The organism is Niallia oryzisoli (assembly GCF_036670025.1).
GTDB lineage: Bacteria > Bacillota > Bacilli > Bacillales > Cytobacillaceae > Bacillus_BD > Bacillus_BD oryzisoli.
On record NZ_CP137640.1, the window covers coordinates 4,365,697 to 4,383,515 of the forward strand.

At 36.0% G+C, this 17,819-nt stretch carries 20 protein-coding genes and 1 riboswitch; of the genes, 10 read left to right on the top strand and 10 right to left on the bottom strand.

Annotated features, from left to right (window positions below; genetic code table 11):
* Positions 1-3: 3 nt before the first annotated feature.
* Both R4Z09_RS21875 and R4Z09_RS21880 read right to left on the bottom strand, forming a co-directional pair.
* On the bottom strand, positions 4-1,026 hold the full coding sequence (locus R4Z09_RS21875) for an iron ABC transporter permease (RefSeq protein ID WP_338448843.1): 1,023 nt from the start codon (positions 1,024-1,026) through the stop codon (positions 4-6).
* Positions 1,026-2,039, bottom strand: a complete 1,014-nt coding sequence (locus R4Z09_RS21880; protein ID WP_338448844.1) for an iron ABC transporter permease — start codon at positions 2,037-2,039, stop codon at positions 1,026-1,028. The genes R4Z09_RS21875 and R4Z09_RS21880 overlap by 1 nt, the downstream gene beginning before the upstream one ends.
* Positions 2,040-2,145: 106 nt before the next feature.
* Here R4Z09_RS21880 and R4Z09_RS21885 point away from each other — a divergent pair, with 106 nt between their 5' ends.
* From R4Z09_RS21885 to R4Z09_RS21895, 3 genes are all read left to right on the top strand, one after another.
* On the top strand, positions 2,146-3,111 hold the full coding sequence (locus R4Z09_RS21885) for an iron-hydroxamate ABC transporter substrate-binding protein (RefSeq protein ID WP_338448845.1): 966 nt from the start codon (positions 2,146-2,148) through the stop codon (positions 3,109-3,111).
* Positions 3,112-3,329: 218 nt separating this feature from the next.
* The gene (locus R4Z09_RS21890; protein WP_338448846.1) at positions 3,330-4,166 is read left to right on the top strand and encodes an ABC transporter ATP-binding protein; all 837 of its coding nucleotides are present in this window, start codon (positions 3,330-3,332) and stop codon (positions 4,164-4,166) included.
* A gap of 212 nt (positions 4,167-4,378) precedes the next feature.
* A complete protein-coding gene (locus tag R4Z09_RS21895) occupies positions 4,379-5,356 on the top strand; it encodes a PHB depolymerase family esterase (protein WP_338448847.1) in 978 nt (325 codons plus the stop codon).
* Between the two features lie 338 nt (positions 5,357-5,694).
* On the opposite strand, the gene R4Z09_RS21900 is transcribed toward R4Z09_RS21895, so the two are convergent.
* Entirely contained in the window at positions 5,695-6,531 is an 837-nt protein-coding gene (locus tag R4Z09_RS21900; RefSeq protein ID WP_338448848.1) for an AraC family transcriptional regulator, read from the bottom strand.
* A 338-nt stretch (positions 6,532-6,869) separates the two neighbouring features.
* Between R4Z09_RS21900 and R4Z09_RS21905 the strand changes: the two genes are divergently transcribed.
* Positions 6,870-7,520, top strand: coding sequence for a YitT family protein (locus R4Z09_RS21905; protein WP_338448849.1), 651 nt, complete (start codon positions 6,870-6,872; stop codon positions 7,518-7,520).
* Between the two features lie 47 nt (positions 7,521-7,567).
* Here R4Z09_RS21905 and codY read toward each other — a convergent pair whose 3' ends face one another.
* Entirely contained in the window at positions 7,568-8,362 is a 795-nt protein-coding gene (gene codY, locus R4Z09_RS21910) for a GTP-sensing pleiotropic transcriptional regulator CodY (protein ID WP_338448850.1), read from the bottom strand.
* Between the two features lie 323 nt (positions 8,363-8,685).
* Between codY and R4Z09_RS21915 the strand changes: the two genes are divergently transcribed.
* Positions 8,686-9,438 (top strand): hypothetical protein, encoded by a 753-nt coding sequence (locus R4Z09_RS21915; protein ID WP_338448851.1) that lies wholly within the window; start codon positions 8,686-8,688, stop codon positions 9,436-9,438.
* Between the two features lie 345 nt (positions 9,439-9,783).
* Positions 9,784-9,870, bottom strand: a riboswitch (cyclic di-GMP riboswitch).
* 79 nt (positions 9,871-9,949) lie between these two features.
* Here R4Z09_RS21915 and R4Z09_RS21920 read toward each other — a convergent pair.
* Positions 9,950-10,336, bottom strand: a complete 387-nt coding sequence (locus tag R4Z09_RS21920) for a hypothetical protein (RefSeq protein ID WP_338448852.1) — start codon at positions 10,334-10,336, stop codon at positions 9,950-9,952.
* 189 nt (positions 10,337-10,525) lie between these two features.
* Here R4Z09_RS21920 and R4Z09_RS21925 point away from each other — a divergent pair, with 189 nt between their 5' ends.
* Both R4Z09_RS21925 and R4Z09_RS21930 read left to right on the top strand, forming a co-directional pair.
* Positions 10,526-10,861, top strand: a complete 336-nt coding sequence (locus tag R4Z09_RS21925) for an MGMT family protein (RefSeq protein ID WP_338448853.1) — start codon at positions 10,526-10,528, stop codon at positions 10,859-10,861.
* Positions 10,862-10,949: 88 nt separating this feature from the next.
* Positions 10,950-11,624: a Crp/Fnr family transcriptional regulator gene (locus R4Z09_RS21930; RefSeq protein ID WP_338448854.1), complete on the top strand. Its 675-nt coding sequence runs from the start codon at positions 10,950-10,952 to the stop codon at positions 11,622-11,624.
* A 70-nt stretch (positions 11,625-11,694) separates the two neighbouring features.
* Here the strand turns inward: R4Z09_RS21930 and yyaC are convergent, their stop codons facing one another.
* On the bottom strand, positions 11,695-12,294 hold the full coding sequence (yyaC, locus tag R4Z09_RS21935; protein WP_338448855.1) for a spore protease YyaC: 600 nt from the start codon (positions 12,292-12,294) through the stop codon (positions 11,695-11,697).
* Between the two features lie 289 nt (positions 12,295-12,583).
* On the bottom strand, positions 12,584-12,958 hold the full coding sequence (locus R4Z09_RS21940; RefSeq protein ID WP_338448856.1) for a nucleotide excision repair endonuclease: 375 nt from the start codon (positions 12,956-12,958) through the stop codon (positions 12,584-12,586).
* Positions 12,959-13,179: 221 nt separating this feature from the next.
* Between R4Z09_RS21940 and R4Z09_RS21945 the strand changes: the two genes are divergently transcribed.
* Positions 13,180-13,392: a CDGSH iron-sulfur domain-containing protein gene (locus R4Z09_RS21945; protein WP_338448857.1), complete on the top strand. Its 213-nt coding sequence runs from the start codon at positions 13,180-13,182 to the stop codon at positions 13,390-13,392.
* A gap of 461 nt (positions 13,393-13,853) precedes the next feature.
* The gene (yppF, locus tag R4Z09_RS21950; RefSeq protein ID WP_338448858.1) at positions 13,854-14,078 is read left to right on the top strand and encodes a YppF family protein; all 225 of its coding nucleotides are present in this window, start codon (positions 13,854-13,856) and stop codon (positions 14,076-14,078) included.
* A 183-nt stretch (positions 14,079-14,261) separates the two neighbouring features.
* Here yppF and R4Z09_RS21955 read toward each other — a convergent pair whose 3' ends face one another.
* Positions 14,262-14,765 carry a hypothetical protein gene (locus tag R4Z09_RS21955; RefSeq protein ID WP_338448859.1) on the bottom strand — a complete coding sequence of 168 codons (504 nt, stop codon included), beginning with the start codon at positions 14,763-14,765 and terminating at the stop codon, positions 14,262-14,264.
* 125 nt (positions 14,766-14,890) lie between these two features.
* On the bottom strand, positions 14,891-15,790 hold the full coding sequence (gene purU / locus R4Z09_RS21960) for a formyltetrahydrofolate deformylase (RefSeq protein ID WP_338448860.1): 900 nt from the start codon (positions 15,788-15,790) through the stop codon (positions 14,891-14,893).
* Positions 15,791-16,019: 229 nt separating this feature from the next.
* Here purU and R4Z09_RS21965 point away from each other — a divergent pair, with 229 nt between their 5' ends.
* Positions 16,020-16,577, top strand: a complete 558-nt coding sequence (locus tag R4Z09_RS21965) for an HPP family protein (protein ID WP_338448861.1) — start codon at positions 16,020-16,022, stop codon at positions 16,575-16,577.
* A gap of 54 nt (positions 16,578-16,631) precedes the next feature.
* On the opposite strand, the gene ftsZ is transcribed toward R4Z09_RS21965, so the two are convergent.
* Positions 16,632-17,783 carry a cell division protein FtsZ gene (gene ftsZ, locus R4Z09_RS21970; protein WP_338453329.1) on the bottom strand — a complete coding sequence of 384 codons (1,152 nt, stop codon included), beginning with the start codon at positions 17,781-17,783 and terminating at the stop codon, positions 16,632-16,634.
* Positions 17,784-17,819: the final 36 nt, after the last annotated feature.

Genomic DNA, 17,819 nt, shown 5'->3' on the forward strand with positions numbered 1-17,819 from the left:
TTGTTACTTTGCTTTTATTAATAGATAGATAAAATACGGAGCACTTAATATAGCAACGACGATCCCTACAGGAATTTCTGTGGGTGCGAGGAGATTCTTTCCAATCGTATCAGATACCATCAACAATAAAGCACCTATTAGAGTGGAAATCGGGATAATATACTGATGTAACGGCCCCATTAATTTTCTCGCGATATGTGGAACAACCAATCCTAAAAAGGCAATCCCCCCGCCTGCTGCAACCGATGCACCTGCAAGCGCGACAGCAATTAACAACAGTATTTGTCTTTCTCTTTCAACGCTGGTGCCGAGGCCGCTTGCCAGGTCATCACCTAAGTGCAGAACATTTAATCCGTGTGCTTTCGATAGAGCAATCGGAATGAGGATCAAAATCCAAGGTAACAAAGCACCGACAAAGGTCCAATTTGCATTCCATATATCCCCTGTCAGCCAAACTGTGGCCTGCCTGAAATCCTGCGGATCCATTTTTAACTGAAAAATGGTCAGAAATGCACCAAAGCCTGCATTTACACCAATCCCGACTAATACAAGTCTGATAGGATTTACACCGTTTTTCCATGCTAAAACATAAATAAGCGCCGCAGCCCCGATCGCTCCAAGTAAAGCTGCGAAAGGCATCATAAAAATTGATAGTTCACTTGCTGCTGCAAAATTCCCTTGAAAAACGTAAATAAATAAGACTACTGCTAGTCCTGCACCCGTATTAATTCCCAGTATACCAGGGTCTGCCAGCTCATTTTGCGTAATGGCCTGCAGGATTACCCCTGATACAGATAAGCCTGCTCCGATTAACAACGCCAATACAATTCCTGGTAAACGGAATTCAAAAAGTATTAGTTCCTGCTTAGCCGTTCCGTTATTAAAAATGGTACTTATAACCTCACTCGGTGAGATATTTATCACCCCTAAACTCAAACTTACGAAAAACATGATTGTCATTAACAAAACAAGCAGTGCGCTGAGCGATAAGAACTTTTTCTTTTTCTTCACTTGAGCTGTATTCATTATTTTCCACCCCCACTGCCACGTGCTAAGTAAAGGAAGAAAGGAACTCCGATAAGGGATGTGATGGCTCCCACAGGTGTCTCAAAAGGAGCATTAACAAGTCTTGCAATAATATCTGATAAGACTAGTAAAAGTGCACCAAAGATAGCTGAGGATGGAATGATCCATCGATAATCTGTTCCCATTATAAATCTAGTGATATGTGGAATAATAAGACCAACAAATCCAACTGCACCTGCAACAGAAACTGCTGCACCTGTCAATATTAAAATCGAGATAAATCCTAAACCCTTTATAATGAGATTATTTTGCCCTAAGCCGATTGCCATATCTTCACCTAAACTAAGAACGGTAATGGACTTTGAGATAAGGAAAGAAACAAGTAAACCAATGATACCTGAGTATACAAGGATTTTAACAGATGACCAGCTAGCACCGGATAGTCCTCCTGCAATCCAAAAACCCAATTCTTTTTCTAAATTGAAATGAAAGGCTATCACCGAAGTAATAGATCGCAGCAGCGTTCCAATCGCTACACCCGCGAGGGCTAACTTCACCGGCGTTAATCCTCCGCTTGAAAAAGAACCAATCATAAAAATCAGAGCAACCGCTATGCCGGCGCCAATAAAAGAAGAAAGGATGGTTCCTGTTCCCGAAACACCAGGGAAAAGCGCCATCACTAGGACAAGGGCAAATGCAGCACCGTCTGTTACCCCCATAATGGAAGGAGATGCCAGCGGGTTTCTTGTCATGCCCTGCATCATGGCTCCTGACACGGCTAAAAATGCCCCCACTAATGCCGCCGAAATAGCACGAGGCAAGCGCAGCTCTTGAATCACCTGATGTGAGGTGAGATCAGGATTAAAGTGAACAACTGACTGCCAGACTGTGGCAAGATCAATCTCAGTTGTTCCATACGAGACGGACAGTCCGAGAGAGATCATTAATAATACGATGGCAGCAAGATTAAGAAGAATTTTTAAAGGACTTGAATGATTAATAAATGATAGCATTGCTCTCTCCTATTTTTGTTTCGTCAAAAGTATAATTGTTGTTTGACTAAATAAATGAAAATGATTATCATTAGCATAGAAATTATAACATAAAGGGGAAATACATATGCACTCTAATAAGAAATTCCGTCTATTTTTTTTCAGTATCATTATTGGGTTATTATTAGTTATCTCTGCATGCGGTAATAACAATGATGAAAAAGCTGAACCAGAAAAAGGAGAAACTAAAGATAAATCAGAGGTAACATTGGATTCTGCAATGGGAGAAGTGACAATCCCTTCTAGTGCTGAAAGAATCATGGCCCCTTTCCATGAAGATACTTTATTAGCATTAGGCGTTACCCCTGTTGCAAAATGGGCGATTGGAGATACAGTACAAGATTATTTGGAGAAGGACTTAAAGGATGTACCAAGTATTGAATGGAATCTGCCTTTAGAGCAAGTACTGAATCATGATCCAGAGCTTATCATTTTAGAAAATAATATGGATGGTTATGAAGGTTCATACGAAGAGTATAATAAAATTGCTCCAACCTACGTCATGACTGAAGAAACGACAGCAGATTGGCGTAAACAGATTGAAACCTTTGGAAAAATTCTTGGAAAAGAAACAGAAGCTGACAAGGCTTTAAGTGATTATGAAGCAAAAGTAGCTGATGCGAAAGAGCAGCTAAAAAAAGCAATTGGAGATGAAACAGTGGCTGCTATTTGGGCAGTCGGCAATCAATTCTTTTTATTTGAAAACAACCGTCACAGTGCGGATGTTGTCTATAATGAGCTTGGATTAAATCAACCTGCTTTAGTAAAAGAACTTGGGGATGCGGAAAGTACGCAATGGAATCCTATTTCTGTCGAAAAACTGTCTGAACTTGACGCAGACCATGTATTCTTATTGGCTTTAGAAGGCGAACAAGGAATCAAGACACTTGAAAACAGCGCCGTTTGGCAAAGTACACCAGCAGCCCAAAACGGGAATGTTCATCTATTAAACGATGCAAGTAACTGGACAAACAAAGGACTACTAGCCTCCGAAAAAACAATCGATGACCTAGTAAAAACCCTAGTAAAATAACCCTAAACAAAGCAGCTTCCTTTTGGAAGCTGCTTTCATGCTTTAGCGAGGCGGGGGTCTGTCCCCCACCTCGCTAAAGCATGAAAGCATGTGTCTATTTTTTTAATGAAAATGATTATCATTGACTATTAGAATAAAAGGAAATACAATAATAGTAACTACATTGGGAATAGTATATATAAATTTGTTTTTATGCACGACGTAGAGGAGAGATTCCAATGCAATCATTATCAGCAAAGGACTTAACACTTGGTTATGGGGAAACTATTATTATTGATGATCTAGATATTGAGATTCCAAAAGGTGAAATCACGGTTTTCATTGGCGGGAATGGCTGTGGAAAATCCACACTTTTACGCTCATTAGCTCGTCTGCTGAAGCCGCAAAACGGCAGTGTAATCTTGGATGGACAGGATATTGCTAAGATGAAAACGAAGGAAGTCGCCCAAAAACTTGCCATTTTGCCACAAAGTCCAACTACACCTGAAGGATTAACCGTTTATGAACTAGTGAAACAAGGAAGACATCCCTACCGAGGCTTGGTCAAGCCATGGTCTAAAGCAGATGAAGATGCTGTTATCCAGGCATTAAAATCAACCAATATTCTAAATTTAAAGGACCGGACAGTTGATTCATTATCAGGTGGACAACGGCAGCGGGCTTGGATTGCATTAACGTTAGCACAAAAGACAGATATTATTTTACTAGATGAACCAACAACCTATCTAGATATGACTCATCAAATCGAAATTTTAGATTTATTGTTTGACCTAAACGAAAAAGATAAGCATACGATTGTCATGGTATTACATGACTTAAACCTCGCAAGCAGATATGCTCATCATATCGTTGCGATAAAAGATAAGAAGGTATATGCAAAAGGAAAACCAGAAGACATTATTACGAGCGTATTGGTCCAAGACGTTTTTCAAATGAAATGCAATATTTCCTGTGATCCCCTTTTCGGAACACCCATGTGTATTCCGCACGGAAAAGGCCGCTCCTTATTTTCACATCAGCCAAAAGTATCTCCTAAGCTGTCTTATATGAAATAGCTGCAAATAGCTATTTTATATAAGACTTTTTTCTTTTCCACCATAATATGAATCACCATATAGAAGAAATGCAACTGCATGCAAAAAAATGTGGCAACTATGGGCTTTGCTACATAAATTATAAGGACACCAATTTATTCATTTTCACAAAAAACCTACTCCCTTGATGCAAAGCTTTTGGAGAAAAGTTAGATAATTAAGGAGAGCAAAAAATGGATAACTTTAAAGACTATCTGCATGAAGGATTCTTTTATAAACTTTATGTTCCGAGTCATCCCGCAAAAGACAGTCTTCCAATGGTCGTCATGCTTCATGGATGTGATCAAGATCCGGATCAATTTGCTGAAGAAACAAAAATGAATCAACTAGCCGAAAAAGAACATTTCATCGTCCTTTACCCTACGATGAAACGCATCTATAATCCTCTATTCATAGAACCTCATAAATCGAATCCCGCTGGATGCTGGAATTGGTTCTTAGATGAAAACCAGCATCGTGGAAAAGGACTGCCGAAAAGCATTGTCGGCGTATTGCGAAATGCAGAAAAAAAACTAAAAGACATCAGCCTTTCCGTTGATTGGAATAAGGTATATGTAGTAGGATTTTCTTCAGGCGGGGCCATGGCCAGTATCCTTGGGGTAACCTACCCAGACCTATTTAGCGGAATTGCCGTTTGTTCAGGCTTACCATATGATGCAGCAAAAACAAATTTATGGAAGGATCCCTGGAATATAGCTGCCGATATGGTCATGAGAAAAGGAGTAAGAGATCCCTTTAAATGTGGTACAAATGCCTTTCATGAAATGCAAAAAGCATTTACCGAAACAGGAATCAAACGAAAAGTTCCTCTTATTGTCTTTCATGGTACAAATGATCTGACAGTCCATCCGAAAAATGCAAATCAAATTATTGTTCAATGGAACCAGGCACATTTCCTCACAGAAGGCGGTAAAGGCAACGTAAAGGCTTCTCCTGCTTCTGTAAAAATTGAGACGTTGAACAATGGCAGACGATATTCCCATCATAGTTATACGGATAAAAATCAGCATCCTTTTATTGAACTATTTTTGGTTCACGATATGGAGCATGTGTGGTCTGGAGGAAGTGAGTTGGGGAAATTTACTGATCCGCTTGGCCCTGATGCAACATCTATTATTTGGGACTTTTTCAAAAGGATATCCACTACTTAACATGTTCTATTGAAAACGATTCCAATAAGAATAATAGTGTAGAGCACCATTCGTTCATGAATGATGCCCTACACTGTTATCACTGATGATAAGATTTACAAGAAATTTGCTTACTTTCGAACATAAATTTTCAATTTATCTTTAATGAATTTCTATCTTATTCCGAGCAGCCTTTTCCTGCTATTTGTTTTTGTATTTCGATTAATCAGATGACCCAAACAAATAAATTTTTTAATTATAACTAAATAAACGTCACTTCCCAACTCTTTTTTGGATATAGAGCCAAATTTCGTTTATTTTCTTTTTCTTTTTTACGATTTCTTTTATTTCACTAAGATTTATTTTAAATTTACACGTTCTTTTTTTTCATTTTTTTTATACTGCAGTGGTGACTCTCCCATTGTTTTTGCAAAAATCCTTGAGAAATAATTTGCATTTTCATAGCCGACAAGCTGAGATATTTCTCTAACTTTCATATCAGTATTAATTAATAGCTTCTTTGCTTCCCCCATTCGTCTATAAATCATATAATTTATCGGTGAATCATTATAGTGGTTTTTAAAAACATGTGACAGGTAATAGGCATTCATATGAAACTCTAATGCAATTTCCTCTAATGTTAATTGCTTTAAATAATTTTTATCTAAAAATTCCTTTATCTGGAGTGCAAGTGTTTCAGAATCATTTTTTGTTTTCATTTCTTCAAGCTGTGCCATTCGTTGGATATAGATAATCATGGACCTCAATAAGTTTTTACAAATATCATCATAGCCTTTAAGTTTTAGAGATGACTCCTCGAACATCATTGAAAAAAGTTTCTCCATTTGCTCTGAATATTTATTCTGTTTTATCAAAGGACATGTACCCATTGGAGTAATGTATCCTTCCGGTAGTCCCTCAATGTGAATATCAGCAATTCCACAATAGTATGTCTTTAGAGGATTATTTTTTGATGATTTTTCTTCATGGAAAATCCCTTTATTATAAATTAATAGATCACCCTGTTGGACCAAATAGGGCTGATCGTCAATAATAAAATCCCCTTCTCCACCTAGGATATAAACAATTTCACTTAAGTCATCATGTCTATGGCTAGGAAAATTCCAATCGGGCTTCTCACTTAGCTTACCGATATATACCAAAGACGGGTTTTGAAGAAGCTTAATATGATCCATTGATCTCACCTTCATCCATTTATTAGGAGCAGTTTTTTTATAATATTATACATATTTTTGAAAGCCCTTACTATAAAATCGAGCAAGATAATGCAGAAAATTTTGTATTTTAACAAGATAATTCATTGTTTTGTTAGCTGCTTCACTTTATTATTATTCAAAGAATAATCAAACAAAATATTCGTTTTTATCGATTTTAAACGTAAAAAACTTCACTATCCAATCATTTATCTTTTTAAAATTTGAATTATAATGGATTACCCTTTAAGTGATCCGTATGAAACAGACAGCTAATACAAGCAAGATAGTTAATATATTTTTAAAGGTGGTTAGACAAAATGAAAAGTAGAATCCTCTATTTTGTGATCGGTCAAATCATATTAACTCTCGGATCTTCTTTAATTATTAAAGCAAATTTAGGAGCTGCACCTTGGGAGGCTCTTGCTGTAGGAGAATCGCAAATTTTACATTTATCTGTAGGAACATGCGCAATTCTAAACGGGATCGTACTCATATTCATTAATTCTTTCATTCAAAAAAGAAAACCAGAAATATTATCCGTATTGACGATTTTTTTGACAGGAACACTCATTGATTTTTGGCTGTTAACCATCTTGGAATCCATTTCCTTTAATCAGCTTGTTGTCCAGGTACTCGTACTATTAGTTGGAATTTTCATTTTAGGATTCGGCGTAGCATTGTATTTACAGGCTAAGTTCCCAGCCAGTCCCATGGATACTATAATGATTGCCATTCATGAAAAATTTGGCCTAAGCCTGCGAAACTCTAAACTAATTGCTGAAAGCACTGCTCTTATCCTTGCCTTTCTTATTAACGGTGCTGTCGGAATTGCCAGCATTGTCATTGCACTAACAATTGGCGGCTTTGTTCAATTTTTCCATCAGAAAATTATAGCATGGAGGGAAGCAGGTACAATCAAAAGTGCAAATTTTATAAGAGGAATTCTGGTAAAAGGAAAATCCTATTGAAAACAAAAAAGGATGTCCCAAATGATCTGGGACATCCTTTTTTATTTTTAAGCTAGACGGAATTTGTTAGATTTTAACTTTTCAAGTGCAACTAAGAATTCATCATTCAACACTTTAATATGAGTTCCTTTCATACCTAATGATCGTGATTCAATGACACCGGCACTCTCTAGTTTACGTAGTGCGTTTACAATAACAGATCGCGTAATTTTCACACGGTCGGCCACTCTTGAAGCAACTAATAATCCTTCTTTTCCTTGAAGCTCTTCAAAAATATGCTCAACCGCTTCCTGCTCACTATATGATAATGAATTAATCGCCATTTGAACAATCGCTTTTCTGCGGGCTTCAATTGCAAGCTCTTGAGCCTGTTCATGAAGAATTTCCATTCCTACTACGGTTGCACCATATTCTGCAAGGATAAGATCATCATTATCAAATGGTGCTTCTACTCTTCCAATAATCAATGTTCCAATTCGTTCTCCTCCGCCGATAATAGGTACAATTGTAGTTATTCCATTTTTGAATAACTCTTTATTTTCAATTGGAAATACAGAATGTTCGTTATCTACATCAAGGTTTGAAGAAGTTTCTTTGATGTTCAATAAATTTTTCGTATAATCCTCTGGAAAACGTCGGTCTTCTAGCATTTGTTTCATTCGCTCATTTTCGATTTCTTGATTAATTGAAAACCCTAACAGTTTTCCTTTTAAACTAATAATAAATGTATTTGCTTGAATAATTTCACTTAACGTGTCAGTCATTTCCTTAAAATTCACGGATTTTCCTGCAGTTGTTTGTAAAAGAGAATTTATTTGTCTTGTTTTTGATAATAAGTTCATGATATTTCCCCCAAGGAATTTTCTTTTTATAATTTTTTTCCTAAACCATGTGAACTAGCATTATATATAAAAGTAATAATGATATATAAAAATAATTTCTTCCCTTCTATTGGATCTATAACGAAATCTATATCAATTTTAAATCATTTAATAAATTGAACTAATGATAAAAGTCACAGTTTTTCATGTAAATGTGAATATTTTATTAATTTTAACATCGCAACGAAGTAATTTTAATCTATTATGAGATCAAAATCATGCTTGACACTTATCCTTTTTTTCACATAAGATATATCAATCTCAGAACAGGGGGTGAGAGGGAAATGGGATTATTTATCAATGATAATAATAAACATCCTTCTATCTATAAAAATAATGTTGAACCGAAAGAACCGAATCAGGATATTGTCCGATTCAACGAGGTCACCGAATTAATAAAGGAACAACACAAAGCAAACAAGGAACTTATAAAATCAATTGAAGAGCTGAAACCACGCTACAAGAAACTTCAAAGAACAATGATAACTCAATGCAATCACATGAAGACACAAATTGCTGAATTAAAGAGCAGTAATTATCACCACGAACATTTTGAAGCGAAAATGATTCAAACGCTGCATTCCTTAAATGATAAAAATAACAATCTCCAATCTAGTATCGAAAGTGAAAGCCATTTAAAAAACTCCATTCTAAATAAAATGAATAGTCTGCTTGAATCGGATCAGAAAATGGCTGCTAGTCTGGAACAAAATGAGGCGGCAATTCAACAACTATCCTTACAAATAGCCGAACAAAAGGAACTTCATAATGAATCAGCAGCAAAACAGGAGGATTTTCAAAGGGATGTCTCTAGACGATTAGATACGCAGGAAGCCATAACGGAAAAAATCTTTCGGCAATTAAACCATATCCGTTCGATCATTTTTGAACGAACAAACTATTTAGCTGAAAAATTGGAGGATGGCTATAAGCTGACTTCTTCCTATGTCTCTAAGCTAATGAATGGTTCTGACCAGCCATTGGATTTTTCTTTATTGAATTATAAAAATCAGGAAAAACAAAAACATATCGATTGATTCTCTATTTGTTTTGTGAAAAAGGACTTTTCATCCCGTGATGAAAAGTCCTTTTTTTGGATATTTGGTTCTACTGATTTTTTGGTTATGTCTTGAACCTTTAATTAATGCCTGATTTACATTCAGGACAAGTTACCTCCTGAACATGCTTAAATTTAATTTTCTTCAAATCCTGTTTGTTTTTGGTATAGTAATAATGGTAAGGAAACTTGCATAAACAGATTTGTTCATCCTTAACAATATGTACTAAATGATCCTTCGTACTGTAAATAGTTGGTAAAAACATATTCGCCCTTCTTATTCTTTATGTATTAGGCAAATTAGAAAAGTTATCATTTATAACTAATATGCAACCCGGCTGCCGTGGCAAAGTTCTGCTTTAGGCCCGTGGCTTTGCGTCTTTTACTTTCGTAAAGTTTGCCCTTCATTATGATACCATAATTTACCGTCCAGAATATGATATCTTTAAGTTTTTCTTATTTTGATGAAATAACCTTTACAACAGCATTAGTTAATTCTCCGGTGCTTGTTCATGATAAAATTCCTCGTCATTTTCAATCACGATATATTCTTCTTCTGTTTGTTTGGTTTCTGAGTTAATGAACTCCATTGTCACCATTAAGGCAACACCACTTTCAATATCCTTTGCGCCCCAGATACGAATGATTTTTGTTTTGTCACCATTATAGAAAACCGTTTCTACCGTCAAAACTTCATCCTTTTCTTCTTCCTTTGATTCTACATGGACAAATGCTTGAAGAAATTGTACCTGCTGATTATTCTTGTCCAAAAAATTCATTAGAAAGGTTAAGTATTTTGGAAAATCCAATAATCGGTCTCCAAAAAAATACGTTCCGAGCTCCCCTGGATTTGTTGTGTGAAATAGCTGCTTTTGCATTTATATTTACTCCTTTTTTTGCGATAGTATGTTACTCTGCATGTGTTCCATTATAACATTATTGAATTAAAATATTATTTAAAAAAATCAAGTGAAAGAATTTAATCACCTTGTTTCATTGCATAGATTCTCGTATAGTAAGGTTACAAAATAAAAGCAGTAATCTTTTAGATTGAAAGGTTGAATTTAATGAACCCATTCACCAAAAAGGCAATCGAAATCATTAAATCCATTCCCGTTGGAAAGGTTATGACATATGGGCAAATTGCGGCCGAAGCAGGAAGTGCACGAGGAGCAAGACAAATAGTCCGAATTCTCCATTCAATGAGTGACAGCCACGAGCTCCCTTGGCATAGAGTCATAAATGCAAAAGGAGAAATTGCCATCAAAGATAAAGAATCGCACGATATACAGATAGAACGTCTTAAAAAAGAAGGAATTATGTTCGATGAACATCATCGAATCAACTTAGAACAATACCGACATGATTATCAACAACCCCATAATGAAGAAATACGAGAATAGACAATCCTCTCCAGATAGACAAAAGCAGGATAAATGTCCATTTTCGTTGTCAGGCACGATTAGTAATTAGAAAGGAGAATTTGCGCATATGGACAGTACAAAAATTCATCAAACGATGACAATAGATAAAGGCTCCAATTTGTATAGCGCAATCGAAAAGGTTGGGACTGTGCAGAAATATCAAAAAGGGGAAATCATTTATTTTCAAGATGATGCGGCCAGTGAATTTTACCTAATAAAATCTGGACGGGTAAAGCTATTTCTTACCTCAAAAGAAGGCAATGAAATCACGTTAAAATTATTAGGACCCAATATGATTTTTGGGGACGCTTCACATCTCAGCCATACTCCACGGTTAACTTCAGCCAGTACAGTAACAGGAGTTGAGTTGTTGACGGTAAATATTGACCGAATGCTAACGTATATGACTCTGAACCCGAGCTTAATGATTGAGTTATATTCCTTAATGGCTCAAACGATCCGTCTCCTTTCCATTCAAGTATACAGCATGGCCTTTTTATCATCCGATAAAAAAGTTGCCCATATATTAGTTCAACTAGGAACTTATTTTAAATCAACAGAATCAGATCCATTATATTCAATCGATTACACGCACCAGGAAATTTCGGAGCTCATCGGGATTGCCAGAGTAACAACGACAAAAGTCTTAAAGCAATTTGAAAAACAGGGCTGGATCTCCCTTGGATATCACAACATAACTGTACAGGATGAATACTCATTAAAACAATATGCACTATCATGAGTCAAAAAAGGCCTACTGTTAAAAGACGGAAAAGCCCTTTCCAATGATTTCATTCATTACTTCTTCATTTTCATCCCAATACCAACAGCGGCTGATTAGATGGATAATGAAAGTACTGGCGGACTGTCAATGATATCCCCTTTGCAATGGTCATGGCCATCGTATAGATTAGATGAAGGTCTGTCAGAAAAAGTGTACGGGTTTCTGACGGGACATTTTTCAGCACTACTCCCATTACACTACAGTCCCCTACTTGCGGCAGTTTGTTTCCTAAGCCTACACCAGGGTTCAAAGCCCTATTTCGAATCAAAATTGAATTTACCGACTGTTCTGAACCTAGTACACTATCAATCGCAACCACAAAGCTATTATCAGGAAAGGAAATCTGTGCAAGTTTATACTCAAGTGTATCTGCATCTAAAGGGTCTTTCAATGTCCCGGAAACTGTAATATGCTCTGTATACAAACCTTCCAGCAATGTACCGACAAACGGACCAAGACTGTCCCCATTTATTTTATTTGATCCAATACCCACTACATAAATATGCTCGGTGCCTTCTGGTATCAAGGAATACAGAATGTCCCGGATGAAGAATGGGGCTAATTTATCGTTATATGGAATGTGTTTATTCATACCATGCTTTTTTGGGGTCTTATAGAGAGTATTCATTCTTCATCCAGCTCCTCTAATTATTGTCTATTTCTTAAGTGTTTGATTGGAGTCATTCATTTGTTTTAACAACTTGAATACTTTATGTAAAGGGTTTAAAATCATTTAATAATTCTTACTATTTATTAAACAATATATTTACGCTTTTCGACAAGAACTAAACTAATAATATTAGAATAAATCCTCTCATTTTCATAATATATAGGAAAATTGTTTACTTCTTAAAAAAGGCACAATCCTGATGACGGATTGTGCCTTTTCACGTATATGACGATGAAATTCAATGGATTTATTTGTAAAAAACTTTCTCAATATTGTATTTTGCATGGAGCTTATTAATGATATAAGTTTCGTAAATTTCTCTCTCCATTGGATCGTCCACTAGACAAATATCCATTCGATAAACCTCATCTCGATGCATTTTAATTGGGGAGACATTGTCTTCAAAGTGTTTTTTAATCCGCTGTCTTAATTTTCTTGCCTTTCCAACGAAAAGCAGTTCATCATTAATATTATAAAATAAGAAAATGCCGCCCTTATCCCGGGGAATCTGATGAAAATCAATAAAGCCATAGATCGGTTTTATGATTGGCTCATTTTCTTTAGGAATTTGTTTTCGTTCTGTAATCGTAATATCAGGCTGTGGAATTTCAATTTTTATCACTAATTTTCACGTCCTCTTTCTATCATGAAGTTCAATCATAACATAATTTGGTGAAAAAAGATATTTTATACATAGTATAGGAAGGATTGGCTCAATTATTCAAATGCCATAAACGGTTTATAAGATGAATATTTTTTGTTCATACTTGATATAGATTAATAATATGTAGATCTCTACACCATTTAATTAAGATTGCAAATATAGAAAGGATGAAAGATGACATGAATAACGATGAAAAAGTCACGATAAAAATCAACGATAACGGCTCTATCAGAGTTACTGGCGAGGTCGAATTACTTGATGGTGCCGGAAGTCCTTTTAAAATCGGATCCACTTTTTCCCTTTGCCGCTGTGGACAATCGAATAAGAAACCATTCTGTGACGGAACTCATAAGAAAATTCAATTTGAAAGCGCACCACGAGCTTCGGAATAAATCATTATACATGATAACCTATTCGATCATAAAGCATCGAATAGGTTATTTTACTCAAAGCTAAGTTTTTAATTTTGTATGCATTTCCCATATAAGGAATTATCTTTTTTTACAGAAAACGGAAAATTTTTCTGTTTCAGTAAGGAAATTCTCTTTTTCAAGCCATTATAATTCACAATTATCCAAAAAGTTTCCGACAAATTCGACATGAATCGTCTTCTCTTTTTGAAAAAATATTTCCATATAGTTCCATTGTGAAAAAACAAACTTTTATATAAATCCTTTTAAATCAACAACTTATTATATTGATAATTAATTAACAATATATCTTAATGTTTAAATATTGTAAAAAGGTGTCGTTAGTTTGAATTTTATAAAAATTTGAACTGGATTTATTACATGTTATACTTATTTTTGAGAGCGTATTCATTTTCTAATAATCTATTTAAGGAGTGAAAACTATGACAATAGAAAACTTAATATATCAATTTAAAGAAGAGAAAAACTATCAGCCGTCACATGCCAATGACCTATTAGATTATGTTCAAAAGTGTTATATCGAGGAAAAACTTTCAATTATCGAATATAAAGAACTATTTCGTGAGCTGGATAAGATGCAGGCAGAGAAACCGCAATCTTATCTTATTAAAACAAGTCCCTATGAAAGAATTAATCTTCCAGGATAACAATAAAGAAAAGTTTACTCGCTCCCTTTTGCAGAATAAGATTAAAGCTAAAAGTCTATGGCATATAATAAAAAATTTGATATTGAGTTACACACTCCAAATAAACTAATAAATAGTCGGAAATAAGAGCTTGGGACATTTTCCAAGCTCTTTATATTAGATAAAAAAAAACAGACCCCTATACTATTTAGCTGCCTGTTTTCGCCAATTATGATAAATGACTTCTTTAAAAAATTCATTCAGGTCCTGTGGTTTTTGTTTCTGCAGCCACTCCACCTGATCAATTGGTAATTTCAATTTTACATTGACTTTTTCAATCGGCATTTCTACTTTCCGTATTTCTTCTATTGTAATACCCTCTTCAATATCCGGAAATTTAGAATCATTTTCATGTATTCTATGAAAGTCCTGATACTCATCAGGGTCATTTATTTCACAGAACAGGTTGAGCTGTGGCAATCTTCCTGCAAGCACTTTTACATGCATGATCGAGCTTATTATCCGGCCTTCATCTAATTCAATTTCAGCAATCAAGTTCTCCTCATTCTTATATTTTTTTACGACGACTTCACTGACAATCATATCCAACTCTAAAGTAAATCCTGTACTTGACTCAAATAGATAAATGGCACTGTTAAACACATGGATATCCTCGCCATCAATCTTGACCGATTTCACAGCAGCCATTTTACATTCCCCCCTGCAACAACAACTACTGCTGTTATAATAGGCATGGAGGATTCCAAAAGGCGATGGTATCTCGATTTATAGTGACTGACACCTTTTGGAATCCCTCTATGCATCACCAACTATTAGAATACAATGGTTTTGTTTTCGTGTACAATGACACGGTCCTCAAGATGCCATTTTACTGCTCTTGCAAGTACACTTCGTTCAATTGAGCGGCCGCTCTTTTTCAAATCTTCAATTTGCTCCCGGTGGTCTACCCGCAGTACATCTTGTTCAATAATTGGACCTTCATCAAGATCATTTGTTACATAATGTGATGTTGCTCCAATAATTTTCACTCCGCGCTGGTAAGCTCGGTCATACGGCCTTGCTCCAATAAACGCAGGTAAGAAAGAATGATGAATATTAATGATTTTGAATGGATGTGCTTCGACAAAAGAAGGTGTCAGAATTTGCATATATCTTGCTAAAATAATTAAATCAATGTCAAATTCCTTTAACAGCTCAAGCTGCTTTGCTTCTACTTGAGCACGATTTTCTTTACTAGCAGGTATATAGTAGAAAGGAATACCCAATGCTTCTACGATTGCTTTTGAATCCTCATGATTGCTGACAACCAGTGCGATTTCAGTCAATAAATCCCCATTTTGCCATTCCCATAATAGTTCACGAAGACAATGAAGCTCTTTTGAAACAAAAATTGCCGTTCTTTTCAAATCATAAACAAAAGTTAATTTCCAATCCATCGAAAATTTTTCTGCTACTGTTTGAAATTGAGTTCTCAGCACTTCTTTTTTCGATAATATATCAGGACATTCAAATTCAATACGCATGAAGAAGTTTCCTCCTTCAGGATTCGTTGAGTACTGACTTGATTCAATAATATTTGCACCATTATCAAACAAAAATTTTGAAACAGTAGCTACGATTCCTGGCTGGTCAGGGCAATTAATCAGCAGTCTCCCTCTATTTTTGCGACTTTCTCTAAATGTATGGATTTGATCTTGAATAACTGATTCCATATAAATCCCCTTTTTTGTTTGTATTAATAATTATAATAATCTAGTGTTATATTTTTTTAAAGAATTATCCTTTTTATTATACAATTTATTATTCAAAAAAATTATTTAAGATTTAAATAAATATTTTATAGTACTCTTCTATAAAAAGATATTCAAATTATTCCTATTTTCCATTAAAATGAATTTTATGACAATGCGTTAATAAGAACAGTTTGAGGAGATAGAAAGAATGAGTTTAGAAAGAGATACGGTTAAAGGTTTGCCCATGAATGTCATTTTGATTACGTATTTAACAAAAATGAAAGGAGAAAAGGTAAAAGGGAGCCGCTTCAAAGTATTGGAACATGCTATTTCTGCAACCAGCGGACTGATTGCGATGCTATTTATTTCTGTTATCGCCGTTTCCCTGGGATATCCCATGGTTCTCGGTCCTATTGGAGCAACCTGTTTACTGGTTTTCGCTATTCATGAAGGACCATTTTCCCAACCGTTTCAGGTAATTGGCGGACACTTTGTTTCTACGTTTACAGCCCTATTAATCTGGAGCTTCTTTGGTAAAGGTCCTATCACAATTGGAATCACATTGGCCTTCGTTGTCTTTCTCATGTATATGTTCAATATTGTACATCCTCCGGCAGCTGCAAGTGCAGTTGTAGCTATTAATTCGCTGCAAGGCTGGGATTATCTGTGCATGATTGTTTTTTGTTCGATACTAGTTATTGCCATTTCTATTTTATACCATAACTTGTTCAAGTCTAGACAATATCCAAAGCAATGTTTTAGATAGATAAATCGCAAGCCTAAAAGGGCTGTCCCAGGGACAGCCCTTTTTAAGGTTTTATTAATAACGTCTGCTTCTATTTCTTAAAAAAGTAGGTGTATCCAATGAATCCTCCTTAAATTGTGGATATCCAGCAAAAGGCTGCAAAACTTCTTCCCGTTTTTGCGGTTCATTTACTGAATGACGTTGTTCCTCTCTCCGAGGATTCTGTCTTCTGCCCACAGAGGGACGGGCAGGCATCTTCAATGACGGAGTATCCTTATCCTCAAAGCCCGTTGCAACAACCGTAACAATAATTTTGTTTTTTAAATTCTCATTTATAATAGAACCAAATATCATATTTAATTCTTCATCAGAAGAAGACGCAACGATGTCTGCTGCCTCTTGAACCTCATAAAGGCTTAAATCATTACCACCCGTAATATTTAATAACACCCCTTGTGCACCCTCGATAGACTGTTCGAGTAACGGACTTGATATTGCCTGTTTTACTGCTTCCACAGCTCTTCCTTCACCTTCTGCAATCCCAATGCCCATTAAGGCTGTTCCTTTATTGGACATGATCGTTTTGACGTCAGCAAAGTCTAAGTTAATTAAGCCCGGGACGGCAATTAAATCAGATATTCCCTGCACGCCTTGGCGCAGAACATTATCCGCTTCACGAAAGGCTTCAAGCATAGGGGTTTTTTTATCAACGACACCCAATAAGCGGTCGTTTGGAATAATAATCAAGGTATCAACTGATTGTCTCATGGCTTCGATTCCTTTTGCTGCATTCATTGATCGCTTCTTGCCTTCGAACGTAAAAGGTCTTGTGATGATTCCAATTGTCAACGCACCCTGTTCACGGGCAATCGCAGCAATCGCCGGTGCTGCTCCTGTCCCTGTTCCGCCGCCCATTCCAGCTGTAACGAAAACCATATCCGCCCCTTCGAGCACCTCTTCGATATGCTGTCTGCTTTCTTCCACTGCTTGTTTTCCAACTTCGGGATTGGCTCCTGCACCTAGTCCTCTCGTTAATGCAGTACCAATTTGCATTGTGATTCCTGCACGAGAATATTTAAGTGCCTGTGCATCCGTATTAACCGCAATAAATTCAACACCCTCAATTCCATCCTCTATCATACGATTCACGGCATTGCCTCCGCCGCCGCCAACACCGATCACTTTAATTCTTGCATTCTGATCCAGATTCGCATCAAATTCCAACAACATTAACTATCCCTCCTAAAATTCTGTCAATCATTT